Source organism: Candidatus Hadarchaeales archaeon (genome assembly GCA_038823825.1).
Taxonomy (GTDB): domain Archaea; phylum Hadarchaeota; class Hadarchaeia; order Hadarchaeales; family Hadarchaeaceae; genus JAVZGN01.
Genome location: JAWBCC010000001.1, coordinates 367,029 through 382,617 on the forward strand (window position 1 = coordinate 367,029; position 15,589 = coordinate 382,617).

A 15,589-nucleotide genomic window follows, 5' to 3' on the forward strand; every position below is an offset into this window, starting at 1 on the left:
TTATTCACCTGGCTCGATGACAGTTCCAGAATGGGGGTTTCCGGCCAAGATGTCTGGAAGTTTCTCTATTTCCTCTTTTCCCAACACCACACACTTTAATCTATGTAAATGTATGAGCTTTGCTGCAACCGGATCGATTATCACGTTCATTCCGGGCAAGAATTTTATTTTTCCAAAAAGATTCATGAGGTCTGCAGTCTTCATGACTTTGATTTTCTGCGCATCCGGGTATAGCTTCGGATCCTTATCATATATGCCATCCACGTTTGATATGAAAATGAGTAACTCCGACCCAACCGAAGAAGCGAGCGTTGCAGCTACCGCATCCGTTGTCTGACCCGGAGTCGTTCCCCCCATGATTGGTATTTTTCCACTTGCCAACACAATTGTTGCCTCCTCAACCGTCTCTATTGGCTTTTGTTCGCAAATTTCACCCAACGCCAGCCCCAAAAATCTCGCATTCAGTCTGGTGATTAAGATTCCTAGCTCGTCCAGTTTGCTGCTGGGAAGCAGCAGTTTGCGTCCTTCTTCGATATACATTCTCGCTGGCTTTCCGCCGCCAACGACCAACGATATCTCATGACCATCTTCCTTCAACTTGCGTAACACCTCCGCAAGCTTTTTCACAAATTTTCCATCCGGTCCGTCGGGAGCCAACACGGATCCACCTATGCAAATTGTTATCCTCAATTCTTCACCTCCTCAAAGATTTCCTTTTTAACAAATAAACCACAATGGCACCGCCCCATTGTGCGAATCTCTTCTTCGTGCCATCTACACGGACATATCTTGGGTTGGTCTTCCGCAGGATTTCCTGTCAATGCCCTGCATGGACAGTATTGGTACCCATGCCTCTTTTTATTCTCCAACAATCCACGCAGTATCATGTTTACTATTCCCTCGTCTGGATTCAGAGAATATCCTTTCATTCTCGCGTATCTCTCCATCCTTTTTCTGAGTTCATATATCTCCTGATCCATCAGAATTCAAATTAACTATCTTGCTTTAAATAGGCTGGAATATGAGGTCTGGAAAAACAGGATTGATTAAAATATTTGTAAAAATCACGTTTAGATTATCGATCTTGGCTGGGATTTCCTGACCGGTATATATTCTAGCGAAAGCTCCAGCGTAGTTTAGAAACACAATGTAGTAGTTCCAGAACTCGCGGAAGTCGATATTGGCGTTTTCAAATGTTATCCAGTCCTCATTCTCAAAACGTGCCCAACCTGTTTTAGCTCTCCAGCTCATTATGTACGAGATTCGTGCGTTATTTTCGTCTATGGCGTTTATTCTAAGTTCCAAGTTTTCGATCTGATCTAAGTTCCTTGTGTAAAACTCTATTCTTCGTATGGGATAATTCTCGATGAGCAAAGTAAAACTCATGCTCTTGATTATTAACGGCTGTTCGTTCTCCTGTGGTTGTTCGTTCTCCTGTGGTGGGATTTCCAATTCCAGCGGTTTTGGCCCAACTATCACATAGATATAAACGTGTTCATTTTCAACTTCTCCAGAAATCAAGGCGAAGTTGTTATCTTTTTCGAGAAGTCTTCCGTAAAATCTGAGTATGTTTCCTTCTCCGATCGATTGCCAGTTTTCTTTTCGGAGTGCTTTATCAAATGAGTTCATAGCTTTTTCGAGATCACCCGAACCGACATATCTGACTATGATATAGTTCTCCACTAAATTCTCTTCTTCGATTTTGAAGCCCGATGGTACCTTGAATCCGCCTGGACCGGCCAGAGGGGGCGGTCGATTGACGAAACTTAAGATAAGAAATGTCGAGATTATGATTACTCCAATCAGTCCGAAGATCCAAATCTTCATCTTTTTCAAAAAGATGTCGTCTGGAGGGTGTTTAATGTTGTCGCTTCATTATTTTTTCTTAAATTCTGTATATCCACATCTACCGCATGAATACCGATTTTCATGTTCGGCCATAAACACTCCTTCACCACAGCGAGGACAGAAACGTCTAAGTCTCTTCAAGCGTTCTCCCTCAATTTTATACAGTTTAGATTTTCTACCCCCAACTTTTTCTGTCAAGTTTTTGCCTCCTCTGCTGCTTTCTCAGTTGGTTTGTCTCTATTCAATAAATACTTCGGTTCTAAGGATTCAAGTTGTTCTCTAGACTCGTAAACTCTGGCTATTCCCAAAGATTCAGCCTTGCCGTGCAAACTGGTTATCTTTTGGATTATGATCAGATCTTGGTTAACATTCAGTATTTCAGCCAGTTTTGCCTTGGTCTCCCGCCTACTGGGTGTGGACATTCCCTCATGTCTCAGCCTGAATTTTATTTCCCTTCTTTGCAAAAGCTTATTCTCCACATTTTCCACGATCTCTAACTCGAGCGCCATATATATTCCATCAGAATTATGTTCATGTTTTTTAAATTGTTCGCTTTAGGGGGATCCCGCCGAAGTGAATCTTTTCAAAATTTTCTCGAATTCCCGCTTTTTTTCCTCTGTAACTTCGATGATTACCGTTCCTTCGCCAGGCTGACCGTATATTACTATCGACCCGATCGGAGAAGTCAACACTGCAGGAATCGTCACAAGATCCTCCTCTCCTTCAACAATTACTCTCATCTTACCGCTCGCTTTTTCGAAGATATCCCATAGAGCTGGATTTAGGGTCCCAGCTGCATTTTTTATACGAGTTTCTTGGTATGGTGCATTGCGTAACATGTTCAAAACAGGTTGAAGGACATCTGCTCTCTCTATTTTGAAATCAATCACCAGTATATCGGGAAAAATCTCTTTCTCAAGAAGTTTTACACTCACGAAATCCCCCACTGATACGATCCTCGGAGGATTCCTTTCTCGAATGAAATTGGCGATTTCCTCGAAATCTTTTTTAACAACACCCAACGGCTTTTTCAGCTCTTTGCGAAGGTCTTCCGGCAACTCCAAAACATGTTTTGGACGCACAGATTTTCTTATTCTTATCCAATTAATAGATTTTTCTCTGTGATTCGAATATTTTGCGAAGCTTCTGCAAAGTGTCCGCTTGCTCGGCAGTCTTTTCCTCGCGAATTCTGTTTATTCTTGCAAACCGGAGGGCCATGCCACACGGATATTTTGGGCTTTTTTGAATCTCGTTGTAGAATACTTCCACAACGATCTCCGGCTTAACCCAAACCGTTCGTCCTTCTTCAGAGATTTTTAAGTCTATGAGCCTTTTAGTCATCTGCTCGAGTTCTTTATCAGAGAGACCCTTGAACGTTTTCCCAACGATTTCAAATTTTCCGGTTTTCTCGTCTAAAGCTCCAAGATAGTAGTCTGAGAGATATCTGGCTCTTCGCCCATGACCCCACTCTGCTCCGACTATCACGAGATCCAAAGGCTCCAACACCGGTTTTATTTTTAACCATAATTCGCTTCTAGATCCCAGTAGATATTTTCCATGTAGCGCTTTTGCTACAAGCCCCTCATGCCCCTGCTTGATTGCTTCATTCAGAAATTCCTCTGCTTCCTTTTTGCTTGAAGTAATCATTGCTGGAACTATACAATCTGGTGGGATCAGATTTAGCAGTTTTTCTCTCCTTTGCAGGTATGGCAAGTTTGTCGTGACCTGACCGTCTACGTATAAAACGTCAAAAAGTTGTAACTTGAGAAAAATTCCCTTCACAATTTTTGGAACCTCCATCTCACGCCTGAATCTTCTCAAAAGATATTGGAAAGGAAGTGGGTTGCCATGTTGGTCGACTGCGATCACTTCTCCGTCCAAGATCGCTTCCTCAGCTTTTATTTCCTGAACCTTTTCAACAATTTCAGGCAGACAAACAGAAACATCTTTCAAACTTCTGCTGAATACTTTGACAATGCTACCTTTTTTGTGAAGCTGGATGCGGGCGCCATCCAATTTGAATTCAAAAGAGGTTTGCCCGCCGTGCAGCGATAACGCTTCTTGTACATCCTTGGCTATTTGGGCAAGCATGGGCTCTACTGGCTGAAAAGTGGATATTTGCAGAGAAGAAATCGCATCCTTTCCCTTTTCTGCAATTCTGGCAGCGACTTCACTTATGTCAGCCATGACTCCAACTGCTCTCTCAATCTCCTCCTCACTGATGCCGAAAGCTTTTGCCAAGCTGTTCTTGAGCATTTCTCCCTTGAATCCTGTTCTCATCTCTCCAGTCAGTATCTTCACGAGAAGTTTTGCCTCAGTCGGACCACAGCGATTTAGCAAGCCTTCCAGCAGTTTTTCTTTTCGCTCATTTGCGCCTTTACCACTAATTTCAGAAATCTTGTGAAGAATGGCCCAAACTTCTTCAACTGTCAATTGCCTCGGATGAAGCGAGACGGGGGCTATTTTCCTTTTCTCAAATGCTATTTTGGTTGTCTCTCCAAGGTCTCCTGTTTCTTTGAAAAACTTCCAGAATTCCGATTCTTTTAACCCCGTGACTTTTAGAACCACTTTTTTGATGGACTCCCAACCCAGTCCTTTGCCCAGTTCACTCGCCGAAGCCGACTTTCCAAGAAGCATGTCACACACAGGTCTAACTTCTGATTTTTCCAGTCCACTTATAAATCGAGCAACGGTTTCAATCATCACATTTCTTTTTCTCGTTTTTTCAAGCTTCTCACAAAGTTCGGCAAGCTTAGAGAATTCCATCAAAATTGATTCGATCTCTTGTGAAAAAACTTTTATTGTTTAAACAGAGTAGTCTTTTTGGTGAAAAAAACAGTCCACGATCCCGTACACGGGAGTATAACAGTTCATGGTGCTGTCCTAGACCTTCTCGATACTGTTGAGGTTCAAAGATTACGTGGAATAAAACAGCTAGGATTAGCGAACGTGGCTTTTCCTGGAGCGAACCACTCTAGATTTGAGCATGCCTTAGGTGCTTCCCACATGGCTGAAAAAGTTTCGACGATCCTAAAATTGTCGAAAGATGAAAGAGAACTTCTCAAAGTCACAGCGCTTTTGCACGATGTTGGACATGCTCCATATTCCCACACATTTGAACAACTCATGTTGGACGTCCTTGGATTAGACCATATGGAAATTACCGGAAAAATTTTAGAAGGAAAGATTTCAGTTGAGAGTTCAAGAAAATTGCGATCTCTCAATGTGCCAAGAACTTGCGATGTTCTTAAAGAATGGGGTTTATCCGCAAAAGAAATTTCACTCCTGCTTCTTGGAAAACATGAAAAGGAGTATTTGGGCGACCTTCTTCATAGCGAAATCGATGTTGACCAACTTGACTATTTGCTCCGCGATTCTCACTACACCGGTGTAGCACTTGGCATGGTCGACGCCGAACGAATTATAAATACGCTTGTTGTTCGGCAAAATAAATTATGCGTACTTGAAAAGGGAATAGAAGCAATTGAGGGGCTTCTTACGGCTAGAAGTCTAATGTACAGTTCCGTTTACTATCATCACACAGTGAGGACGGCAGAGGTCATGCTAGCAAATGCAGTAGATTTCGTAATTCGTGGAGTTTCCAAACGCGAAGCTTTAAGGTTGTTCACAATGAACGATGCACAATTAATGGTTTTTCTAGATTCAGTCGGCGGTTTCGTGTCAGAACTCGTGGCAAGATTACGATATAGAACGCTTTTTAAACCAGTCTATGTTAGACCAAGAACCAAACTTTCTGAAGAGGAGAAGAAGGAATATTTAGAAAAGTTCGGCAGATGGTCCAAAATACGCAAGATTCAGGAGGAAATCGCGGAAGAAGCAGGGGTTGAAGTCGGCAGAGTTATGATCGACGTTCCGGTTGTCGATATCATCATCTCAGAGCCCAGAATATCCAAAGTCGAAATGCCAGTTTTGTCTAGGGGAAAACTGCACAATCTTGCGGAGCTCTCTCCTCTTGCCGAAGCAATAAAACAACGACAAAGTCCCAAGTTTTTCCTGAGAGTTTTGGCTGATCCGAGATTTGAAGAGCAGGTAGAAAGGGCAGCAAAAAGGATCTTTGATTGATTTATGCTTGCAGGGCACGGCGCCCCTTCTCTGTTGGTTTTAGCCTACCATCTAGATATCCCAAAATCTGAAGCCTTGTTATCTGAGATTTCGTAACAATCAATGGCATTCCTACTTCGGCCGATATTCTCTCAATTGTTTCCCCACGATCCAGTAACCTTATAATTTCTCTTCCAGCTTCGCCGACCAGAAATTCGTCCGCCAATCTCTGCTTTACCGGCTCCGGAAGCTTCGACCTCGCTAGTATTTTCTCCAAGGCCTCAACACCAGGTCGAGTTTTGTATTTTTTGAGTATGGTTCGCTGACATATTTTGGCTCCGGCAATTGCGGATCTCAATGTTTCCAAATCTTTAACGAGTTCATAGAGATCGGAACCGGACATTGGCGCAACCGGCTTTGCCTTTGCATATTCGACGAGCTTATTTCTAAGTTCCTCTATTTCTTTTTCGAGTTTTCTCTGTCTGAGAATACCGCTTCTACCCCAAAGCATCACCGCTAAGAGAACCACCACAAACGCCATCAAAATTACGTTTATTGTCCAGACCAATTCCAATTCTTCACCTCCAATCATTTTTCATCTTCACATTTTAAAAGCGTGAGCTCGCCAATCTTGCTCCTGAACTCTCTTACAAGCGGTTTCGAAAGATGTCTTCTGGCTCTTGGTGGAACTTCGAATTTTCCAGGAAGAATTATTCTGGGTTTTTTCCGATATTCTACAGCCTCGGGAGGAAACTTGTATTTGCATTTTTCACATTCATATCCCTTGCCCCTACCCATGGATTTCGTTCTCCTTCCACAGATTGGGCAGGTCGGATTAACTTTTATTATCTTCTCGGCAAGCTTGAGCACTTCTATCTTTTCCAAATTTAGGGTTAGAGGGATCCCGGGTTTCTCTTTGACGCTACCGTGAACAACAATCTCGTCTCCAGGCATAAGCTGCAGCACAATTTCTCTGAACTTTCTGGTCGGCTCATATGCTGCACAGTGAATTTTACCTGTGTCGTCATTTATGGTGAAGATAACATGACCACCAGGGATAACCCTTGGTTTTGAACTCACAAAACCGCGTACAGAGTAGGAACGAAGCGGTTTTATTTCTTTTATTTTTGCAGGTATTAGGTGTTCATCGGTCGCTTGATTTGTCTTATAAATAATCGTACGCTCAATTGGTTCTCCAACTTTAACAATCTCCGCGGCTTTCTCCAAAATCTCAGGAGATTCACCGCGGATCCCATAAAGAATCGGACACGGGGTGTGTGGAGTGATCTTGATTTCGCCAGTCCATGGGTCGATATTGTCAAAAGTGAGTGGGAATGTTTTTTCGTTCATTTCCCTTACGCTTTCTGGATCAACTTTCCTAGGTTTTCCGTAATTCTGAGGGATTCGATATGCAATGTATTCGAAAGTGAAATCTCTGTCGAGTGGATGTCCAATTGCGGCTAGGGCTCCAATGATTCCTTTCCCCTTTCTGAATTCATAAATTTCCGCACATATGAGACGTGCAAGTTCTCTAGCCTCATCAATTGTCACTATGTCGCGAACAACACGGAGCGCAAAATCAGAAAGTTCTGGAGGTATCTTCCTTTTCGGATAAAATACCACGCCCGGATTCGTCTTTTCATCTTCCTCGGCCAGTTCTTCCACTGTTTTCAAGATTGCTTTTTTGATCTTGTCTAAAAGATCTTCACCAAGTTTAAGCAAAAAAGCCACGGCACAGTTTCCTCTTGTCTTTTCAGGCCAGCAAGGATTCAACCTTATCAACCGTGGGTAATCGACAAGTTCGGCTCCGAGCTTTTGAGCACGTTCTATCGCTACTGCTCCTACATAGGTAGTGCACATGCCGCGTGGGGAATCCGTATCGTCTATTCCTACGTGAAGGAACATATTGCCCGCCAAGAATAATGTAAACGTAAAACTTTTTAGGAGAATTACCCGAGAAAAAAGGAGACCGATGAGAGCAGTTCTCATAATTTGCGATGGTATGGCGGACCGTCCGGTTCCAGAGCTCGCAAACAAAACACCTCTTGAAATCGCACACAAACCGAACATGGACTGGCTGGCGAAACACGGCGTATGTGGAATAATGGACACTGTTGAGGCAGGGGTGCCTCCGGGGAGTGATACCGCGCACCTCGCGCTTTTGGGTTACAATCCTTTTGAGGTCTACACGGGAAGGGGCCCCTTTGAAGCCGCTGGTGCCGGAATAGAGCTTAAGCCTGGAGACATAGCCTTCCGCGCAAACTTCGCGACAGTTGACGAAAAAGGGATAATTGTAGATAGAAGGGCAGGTAGGATACAAGAAGCCAAGCTATTGGAGGAAGCGATTAGCAAAATAAAGATCAAGGGAGTAGAAATAATTTTCAAAGCGACAATTGGACATCGCGGTGTTTTAGTTCTACGCGGGAAGGGTCTATCACATGAAGTTTCAGATTCCGATCCGCATGCAACGGGAGTGAAACCGCTAAAGATTTTTCCGAAATTAATTGAAGAAAAAAGAACTCCTGAATATCCTTTAATTGCAGGAGGGGTAAGAAAGTTGGTCATAAGAAGAAGCCGGGCGCTTAAAACCGCAAAAATTTTGAACGAGTTCTCTCGTAAAGCGCACGAAGTGTTACGTAAACATGAGGTTAATCTTCGAAGGATAAAAGAAGGAAAACCACCTGCGAATTACATTTTGCTCAGAGGGCCCGGGGTGGTTCCTCATCTATCGTCCTTGGAAGAGAGAACCGGTCTGAAAGGGGCCTGTGTCGCTGCTGCGGCACTTGTAAAAGGCGTGTGCAGACTTGCAGGAATGACAGTTCCAGATGTTCCCGGAGCAACGGGGAGCGTAAACACGGATCTTGCGAGCAAGGTTAAGACCACTCTCAAACTTTTAGAAGATCACGATATCGTTCTCCTTCATATAAAAGGTCTGGACGAAGCGAGCCATGATCATGATCCGAGAAAGAAAGTAGAATTCATAGAAAAAATAGATTCTATTTTGCCCCAGTTAATTGAGGCTACGGATTTTATATTGCTTACAGCGGATCACACAACGCCAGTGAGTGTTGGAGATCACACAGCAGATCCTGTACCCGTTGTGATTTACGGACCTGGCGTTAGGGTCGATGATGTGGAAAAATTCGGAGAAAGGGATGCTGCGAAGGGTGGACTCGGCAGGATCAATGGTCGTCATTTGCTCCCGATTTTGGCAGACCTCATGGGAAAAAGTCACAAATTCGGTGCCTGAGCTTCTTAAGTTCTTTTGGCTTAAACACACCGAATTCTGTTATAAAGGCGGTTATGTTCTCAGCGGGTGTTACATCGAAAGCGGGATTCCACACTGGAATGTTTTTAGGAAGTATTCGAATGCTCCCAATTTTTGCGATCTCATCGGGGTGTCTTTCTTCTATTGGAATTTCAGATCCATTTTTGACTTTGAAATCAAACGTGCTTGAAGGCGCTGCCACGTAAAATGAAACACCGTGCTGTTTCGCCAGAACGGAAAGAGTATATGTCCCGATTTTGTTAGCGGTGTCTCCATTTGCTGCAATTCTATCCGCACCGACAAGTATAACATCTACTTCACCGAGCTTCATCAGATATCCGGCAGCACTGTCAACTATCACCTTCACCGGAATTCCCTCTTTTTTAAGTTCCCAAGCAGTAAGCCGAGCACCCTGTAAAAGCGGTCGAGTTTCGGTAGCAATCACCTGTATCCTTTTTCCTTTCTCCACGCAGGCTCTGATAACACCTAGCGCTGTCCCATAATCTACTGTTGCGAGCGCTCCAGCGTTGCAATGTGTCAGAATCGTGGCTCCGTCTGGAACTAGTTTTTCGCCGTATTCTCCGATCCTTTTGTTTCTTTCGACATCTTCTTTGGCTATTTTTAGTGCTTCTTCAACAGCGGCTTTGCGTACGTCTCTCGAGTCTCTGCAAGCTCGGAGAACGCGTTCGATAGCATGAAAAAGATCGACAGCGGTTGGACGGGTTTCCTTTAGAATGCGAGCGGCTCTTTCGACATCTTGCAGGATCCTCTCTTTAGATTTTCTTCTGCTTCTTACCGCGGCCAGTGCAACACCCATCGCGCCGGCCACGCCTATTGCTGGTGCTCCACGGATTTTCATGTTCTTTATCGCTAGTGCGACTTCACCCACCGTTTTACATTCGATTACTCGATACTTCCAAGGAATGAGAGACTGGTCGATGAGGTAAACTCTCCCATTCCTAAACTCGACTGTTTTCATCGCTACCGCAAGATTTAACTGAAACTGTGGATAAAAAGATGAGAGTTCGGATATGCTCAAGCCATTTGAGAAAGCCGCAAGAATTGTGAATGAGAATAGACATAAGGAAATTCTAGTTATTTCTCACTCCGATGCCGACGGTGTTTGTGCAGCAGCAATAATATCAAAGTGTCTTGAGCGTGAGGAAATTGAGTATTCTGTGAAGTTTGTCGAAACACCCCACAAGGAATCTTTCAAAGACATGCCGTCAGCAGATCTAACAATTTTGGCAGACGTTGGTAGTTCTCTTTTAGATCATCTTTGTGAAAGATTTTCGAACAGCAAATTGATTATCCTAGATCACCATGAAATAGATCAAGACATACATCAGGAGAATCTTGTGCACTTAAATGCTCATCTTCTAGGCATGGATGGGGGAATCGAAATAAGCGGAGCGGGAATGGCGTACCTTTTTGCTCTCGCCCTCTACGAGAAAAACGTCGATCTTTCTCATTTGGCGATCATTGGTGCACTGGGTGATGCTCAAGATCTATGGGGAGAGCTTAAGGGTTATAACAGAAGAATAGCTGAAATCGCAGTAAAACTCGGACTTCTACGAAGGGACATAGATTTACTTCTTTATGGCAGACATTCAAGACCAATCTACAAGGCATTGGCAAATTTTACCGATCCGTTCATTCCGGGCGTGAGTAATTCCCCTTCTGGTTGTCTCCAATTGCTTAAAGAACTTGGAATAGAAATCAAGAACGTCACAAAATTTAGACGACCTGTCGATCTTACTGAAGAGGAAAAGAGCCGTCTTGCTTCAGAAATCATCGTACGAGCGAGTCTAAGTGCTCCTCCAGAGTTGTCTCCATATGTTCCGAGGTTAGTACTCGGAGAAGTTTTTTCGCTTCCGCAAGAGAGCGAGGAAAGTGGTCTGAAGGATGTTGACGAGTTTGCTACCTCTTTAAACGCGGTCGCTAAGCAAAATCAACCAATTTTGGGTTTAGAGGTTGCCAAAGGAGACAGAGGAGGATATTATGCGCAAATGCAAAAGTTATTGAACAGATATAGAAGAAAAATTGCTGAGAGCCTAGGCTATCTAGAAGGAACAGAATTTTACAGTGGCCCATTGGGATATTTGCAGTTCTTTGATGCGACGGAATACGCGAGCGAGAATTTAGTTGGAACGATTGTTGGGATGTGCTTGTCTTCTGGTTTCGTCGATCCGTACAGACCGGTCCTTGGAATGGTCAGAAAAAACGGATTTGCAAAAATTTCGACAAGATGCTCCAAATTATTGGCTCTTAAAAACATTAACTTGGCTAAGGCAATTCGGGAAACCTGTAGAGAAATTGGAGGTGAAGGAGGAGGTCATGCAACAGCCGGCGGAGCCCTGATCGAGGAAGATAAGATCAACAAATTTATAGAAGTTTTTGAAAGAAATCTCCTTATGCAGCACCAGACTTAGCTTTTCTCTCTTCCTGTCTTCTGTAGAGTTCTGCAATTTCGTTTATCGTGGCTGCTTCTTCGGGACGTTTGTCCTCTCTTATTCTGATAAATCGTGGGAACCTTAAACCAAATCCACTTGTATGTTTCTCTTCCGGACTGGCTTGGATTTCCTCGTATGCGACTTCGAAGACTATTTTCGGTTCTACGTGGGCGTCGACGTCGATTTCGATATCCACAGAGGGATCAGGTTTTTGCAAAATGAGTGGTTGAAACAATTCCGTCAAATCTTTTAGATCCTCATCTGTGAAACCCGAACCACATTTTGTCACGGTCTTGAATTTACCAGATGCCGGATCTCGGGCCGCCAAAATGTAGCTACCAAAGACTCCTGCTCTTTTGCCCTTCCCATACAGAACACCAACAACAACCAAATCCAGCGTTTCTAAAACAGGTTTTATTTTTAACCAAAGGAATTCTCTTCTCCCAGCCCTGTAGGGAGAGTTCAATTCCTTCGCGAGTAGGCCTTCATGACCGATTTTTATCGCGTAGTCCGAGAATTCTCTGATCTCCTCTTCTCTCGAAAGAACTTTTTGTTCGACGATGAAGACTTTTTCGTTTTCCTCGATTATTTTTTCGAGTATCTTTCTTCTTTCAACATACGGTCGTTCTAACATGGCTCTGTCATCGACTAACAGGACATCGAAAAGGTGAAGCTCCACTGGTATTTGCTTCGCCGTTTTCTCGATTCCATATTTTCTCCTTCTCTTCAAAACTTCTTGAAATGGCATGGGTTTTTTTGTTTCTGGATCAATTGCTACGAGCTCTCCGTCGACTATCGCTTTCTCCGCTTTTATCGCTCTGCGGAGAGGATATATCATGTCTGGAAACATGCTTGTATAGTCTTCCATTCTTCTTGTGAAGAGAATTACTTTCTCTCCATCTTTATGTGCTTGGATTCTTATACCGTCGAGTTTAATCTCAAAAGCCGCTTTACCGTTCATTCTCTGAAGGACTTCCGCTATACTTTCCGCTCGTTGGGCAAGCATTGGACTAACTGGACGCCCGACTACCACCGAAAGACCCCTAACTCCTTCTATACCTTTCTCGGCGGCGGTTTTTGCAACCAGCGCATAATCTGATGTAAGCATGTATGCCTTCTCTACATCTTCAGGGGGTATGTTGAAAGCATCCGCTATTGCATCGCGCAATCTACCCTCTGCCACACCAATTCTGAGGTCGCCCAAAACCGTCCTAACAATGAATTTTGCTTCAATTGGTTGAGCACTTGTTAGAAGGGAGGCTACTCGCTCAATTTTTCTATCAATAGAGCTCTCTCCGGTAATCTCCGGCAATCTTTTTATCGTCTCAAAGACGTCAGAGACTGTTAGTGGTTTTTGGAATAGCGAAACTTGTTTCTTTTTCTTTATCAGCTCTTGTGCAACTTCGCCCAAGTCCCCCATTTTTTTAAGAAGATGTTCGACCTGTGAGGTTGGATAACCAGACGCGAGCGAGATCGCTTTTTTAAGCTGTTGTATTCCAACGCCCGTTTCTTTAGAGACATATGTCGGCCAAGCCCTTCCAAGGAGAAGAAGCACTACTTTTTCGATGTATTCAGGAGGAGTGTTCTGCAGTAAAGACACGATTATCTCATTTTTTTCGAGATAAGATGAAGTTTTTTCTAATTTTTCGAAGGTTTCAGCTAAGGTAAGGTATTTCATTATCTCATTCAGCGGTTTGTTTTTCAATCCTAAAATTGTTTCCGTTTTCTTTATTATTGACTATCCATCACGTGTCCTGATGGTTGAATGGTTAGAACTATTTTCCCATTTTGAAATACCCTCACATGTCCATCTTCTTGTGAAACTACCACACCAATCGATTTTGTCGCACGTGTCATCGCAGCTACTGCGTAGTGTCTGCTTCCCAATCCGCGGACATCGACTTTCCTATTGGCGTCCAGATGTCTGCAACATGCTCGTATTATACCGTTTGAGTCTACTACAAATGCTCCATCATGCGTCGCTGCTATTTTTGCTATAATCGGATAGTTATCTTTCTTTTTAATGTCGCGGGCCTGATGGGGTAGTGGATCTGACTCGAGTTGATGAGATAAGCGCATAACAGTTTTCCAATCCCCAATGATAAATGCTGCTCCCACCCTCATGTTGTTATAGGAGGTATTAGCGATGTAAAGCGCAAGTTTTATGGCATGTATAACTGTTTCGTCGAAAGAGAATATTTTTTCCACGTCGTCCACGATTTTTAAGTGAATTGCGTGTGAACCATCGAGATATACAACCTTTTCACCTTTTGACAGGACCCCCTGCCTTACGCAAACAGCGAGTGCGAACTCCGCTTCCTTTTCCGTATTTTCAGATTTCAGGGGAACGTGAACTACAGGATAGCTCGTAGAAAAAGACTTTTCATCAGAAGATCCGGTGCAGATAATGATTTTTTTGGAAAAAATTGAAAGCTCCTTGAGAATTTCTTGAGTGGGAATGTTGACGTTGTCGACACGAACCACTACCGCATCTGCTTCAATTAGTGTGGCAAGAGAAACGGCCGCCTTGGCCAGAGCCTGGGGAGCTTCCATTCTAATCTAACCTCCTCTCCCCATCGCCTCTGGCCTAGCCAATTACCTTTCTACAGTTAGGGGTTATATCCTTTTCGATTGAAGAAAGTTTTGTGATATCTAAACTCGGAAGAGTCTCCGTGCTCAAAAGCGAATGCAAAAATGTGCTGATCGCTGGTGATATTCACGGAGATTTTAATGCATTCAAGAGAGCCTTGGAAATTTTTGAAGAAACTCCGGATAGCATACTGATTTTCTTAGGTGACTATGCGGATCGAGGAGACATGGGGTTGGAAGTAATAGAAACTCTGACCGAGATGATCGGCCCCAGAGTTGTGGCACTTAAAGGAAATCACGAAGATTACGTGAATGGTTCACCAACTTTTCATCCTTGGGATTTTGGATGGGAAGTTAAAATGAAGAGAAAAGTCAAATGGGAGGATTTTTTTCCAATTTTCGAGAAAAATTTTTTGAACAAACTTTCAATCGCCTTTGTAATTCCTGGTCTTGCACTTTGTGTGCATGGTGGAATTTGTGGAAGAATCAAAAGTCTCAATGATTTGAAAGCTCCAAACAGAAAAATAGAAGAATGCATACTTTGGAGCGACCCAACGGATCTCCCTGGTGAATTTCCCAATCCGCGAGGAGCCGGTATACTCTTTGGCCCAGACATCACAGATTGCGTTCTCAAATCACTTGATGTGAAGTTCCTTGTTCGCAGTCATGAACCAATGAAAGCTTCTGAAGGTCCTTTTTTAGAGCAAGGAGGACGAGTAATAACTCTAAGCACAACTAGTGTCTATGGTGGAAAACCCTTTTTGCTCCGAATAAATCCATACGAGAAATTCGATTTAACAAAAATCAATGAAAAAATCATCTTTCTTTGAGGAAATATTCTTCCAGCCAGCTTATCTTTCCAGGTCGGAGATCTTTTTTTCCCTTCAATGCCATCAAGAAATCGCTGACGCTTTTTTTCAAGGATTTTCTCGTTGTATCTATTTCATAAACCTTGTCTTCTCCATGAATGTTCACTGCCTCCCAAAGAATAATGTCCAAGGCTTCGGACTCTAAGTTATCTTCAAGCTTTTTTCCCTTAAATCCACGTTTTCTAAGACGCTTCTCCAGAACGCGCGGATGGGTACGCAAAACTATGACATGCGTTATAAGCGTGGAAGGGAGAAAATGTGAAAGAAGTCCATCTACTACGAGATTTCTTCTGGTTTTTCTTACAAATTTTCTGAATTCCGACTTCATCTTTCGCAAATTCACAACCTTGGTTCCCTCAGCATCCAATTCGTAGATACCGAGTGAAGTTACAAATCGATTAAGGTCCAGCAGGTGTGCACCTAAACGTTTTGCAAGTTCTCTGCTAAACGTAGTTTTACCCGTTCCGGGCGTGCCTGTGACAGAGATTATCATACGTTTC

Annotated in this window: 17 protein-coding genes; 4 read left to right on the forward strand and 13 right to left on the reverse strand. The window is 43.3% G+C overall.

Annotation, left to right across the window (positions count from 1 at the left end):
* From pyrH to QXF64_01970, 7 genes are read right to left on the reverse strand one after another with little or no spacing between them, the layout of a single operon-like run.
* Entirely contained in the window at positions 1-690 is a 690-nt protein-coding gene (gene pyrH / locus QXF64_01940) for a UMP kinase (protein ID MEM1689256.1), read from the reverse strand.
* A complete protein-coding gene (locus QXF64_01945; GenBank protein ID MEM1689257.1) occupies positions 687-980 on the reverse strand; it encodes a ferredoxin-thioredoxin reductase catalytic domain-containing protein in 294 nt (97 codons plus the stop codon). The genes pyrH and QXF64_01945 overlap by 4 nt, the downstream gene beginning before the upstream one ends.
* Before the next feature lie 25 nt (positions 981-1,005).
* Positions 1,006-1,827, reverse strand: a complete 822-nt coding sequence (locus QXF64_01950) for a hypothetical protein (GenBank protein ID MEM1689258.1) — start codon at positions 1,825-1,827, stop codon at positions 1,006-1,008.
* A 48-nt stretch (positions 1,828-1,875) separates the two neighbouring features.
* The gene (locus QXF64_01955; protein ID MEM1689259.1) at positions 1,876-2,046 is read right to left on the reverse strand and encodes a 30S ribosomal protein S27ae; all 171 of its coding nucleotides are present in this window, start codon (positions 2,044-2,046) and stop codon (positions 1,876-1,878) included.
* Positions 2,043-2,357 carry a hypothetical protein gene (locus tag QXF64_01960; GenBank protein ID MEM1689260.1) on the reverse strand — a complete coding sequence of 105 codons (315 nt, stop codon included), beginning with the start codon at positions 2,355-2,357 and terminating at the stop codon, positions 2,043-2,045. Before QXF64_01960 ends, QXF64_01955 begins: the two co-directional genes overlap by 4 nt.
* A gap of 45 nt (positions 2,358-2,402) precedes the next feature.
* Positions 2,403-2,930, reverse strand: coding sequence for a DUF359 domain-containing protein (locus tag QXF64_01965; GenBank protein ID MEM1689261.1), 528 nt, complete (start codon positions 2,928-2,930; stop codon positions 2,403-2,405).
* Between the two features lie 22 nt (positions 2,931-2,952).
* On the reverse strand, positions 2,953-4,614 hold the full coding sequence (locus tag QXF64_01970; GenBank protein MEM1689262.1) for an ATP-dependent DNA ligase: 1,662 nt from the start codon (positions 4,612-4,614) through the stop codon (positions 2,953-2,955).
* Positions 4,615-4,674: 60 nt separating this feature from the next.
* Between QXF64_01970 and QXF64_01975 the strand changes: the two genes are divergently transcribed.
* On the forward strand, positions 4,675-5,931 hold the full coding sequence (locus tag QXF64_01975; protein MEM1689263.1) for an HD domain-containing protein: 1,257 nt from the start codon (positions 4,675-4,677) through the stop codon (positions 5,929-5,931).
* A gap of 1 nt (position 5,932) precedes the next feature.
* Here QXF64_01975 and QXF64_01980 read toward each other — a convergent pair whose 3' ends face one another.
* Positions 5,933-6,484 (reverse strand): hypothetical protein, encoded by a 552-nt coding sequence (locus QXF64_01980; protein MEM1689264.1) that lies wholly within the window; start codon positions 6,482-6,484, stop codon positions 5,933-5,935.
* Between the two features lie 14 nt (positions 6,485-6,498).
* Complete coding sequence (locus QXF64_01985; GenBank protein ID MEM1689265.1) at positions 6,499-7,815, reverse strand: tRNA(Ile)(2)-agmatinylcytidine synthase; 1,317 nt, start codon at positions 7,813-7,815, stop codon at positions 6,499-6,501.
* A gap of 67 nt (positions 7,816-7,882) precedes the next feature.
* On the opposite strand from QXF64_01985, the gene apgM reads away from it, so the two are divergent.
* A complete protein-coding gene (apgM, locus tag QXF64_01990; protein ID MEM1689266.1) occupies positions 7,883-9,160 on the forward strand; it encodes a 2,3-bisphosphoglycerate-independent phosphoglycerate mutase in 1,278 nt (425 codons plus the stop codon).
* Here the strand turns inward: apgM and mtnA are convergent.
* A complete protein-coding gene (gene mtnA / locus QXF64_01995; protein MEM1689267.1) occupies positions 9,129-10,157 on the reverse strand; it encodes an S-methyl-5-thioribose-1-phosphate isomerase in 1,029 nt (342 codons plus the stop codon). The genes apgM and mtnA overlap by 32 nt on opposite strands.
* Before the next feature lie 52 nt (positions 10,158-10,209).
* Here mtnA and QXF64_02000 point away from each other — a divergent pair, with 52 nt between their 5' ends.
* Complete coding sequence (locus tag QXF64_02000; GenBank protein ID MEM1689268.1) at positions 10,210-11,610, forward strand: DHH family phosphoesterase; 1,401 nt, start codon at positions 10,210-10,212, stop codon at positions 11,608-11,610.
* Here the strand turns inward: QXF64_02000 and QXF64_02005 are convergent.
* Both QXF64_02005 and QXF64_02010 read right to left on the reverse strand, forming a co-directional pair.
* Positions 11,591-13,309 (reverse strand): ATP-dependent DNA ligase, encoded by a 1,719-nt coding sequence (locus QXF64_02005; protein ID MEM1689269.1) that lies wholly within the window; start codon positions 13,307-13,309, stop codon positions 11,591-11,593. The two genes, QXF64_02000 and QXF64_02005, sit on opposite strands and share 20 nt — an antisense overlap.
* A 53-nt stretch (positions 13,310-13,362) precedes the next feature.
* Complete coding sequence (locus QXF64_02010; GenBank protein ID MEM1689270.1) at positions 13,363-14,184, reverse strand: diadenylate cyclase; 822 nt, start codon at positions 14,182-14,184, stop codon at positions 13,363-13,365.
* A 92-nt stretch (positions 14,185-14,276) separates the two neighbouring features.
* Here QXF64_02010 and QXF64_02015 point away from each other — a divergent pair, with 92 nt between their 5' ends.
* Entirely contained in the window at positions 14,277-15,050 is a 774-nt protein-coding gene (locus QXF64_02015; protein ID MEM1689271.1) for a metallophosphoesterase family protein, read from the forward strand.
* On the opposite strand, the gene QXF64_02020 is transcribed toward QXF64_02015, so the two are convergent.
* Entirely contained in the window at positions 15,037-15,582 is a 546-nt protein-coding gene (locus QXF64_02020) for an AAA family ATPase (protein ID MEM1689272.1), read from the reverse strand. The two genes, QXF64_02015 and QXF64_02020, sit on opposite strands and share 14 nt — an antisense overlap.
* Between the last annotated feature and the right edge of the window lie 7 nt (positions 15,583-15,589).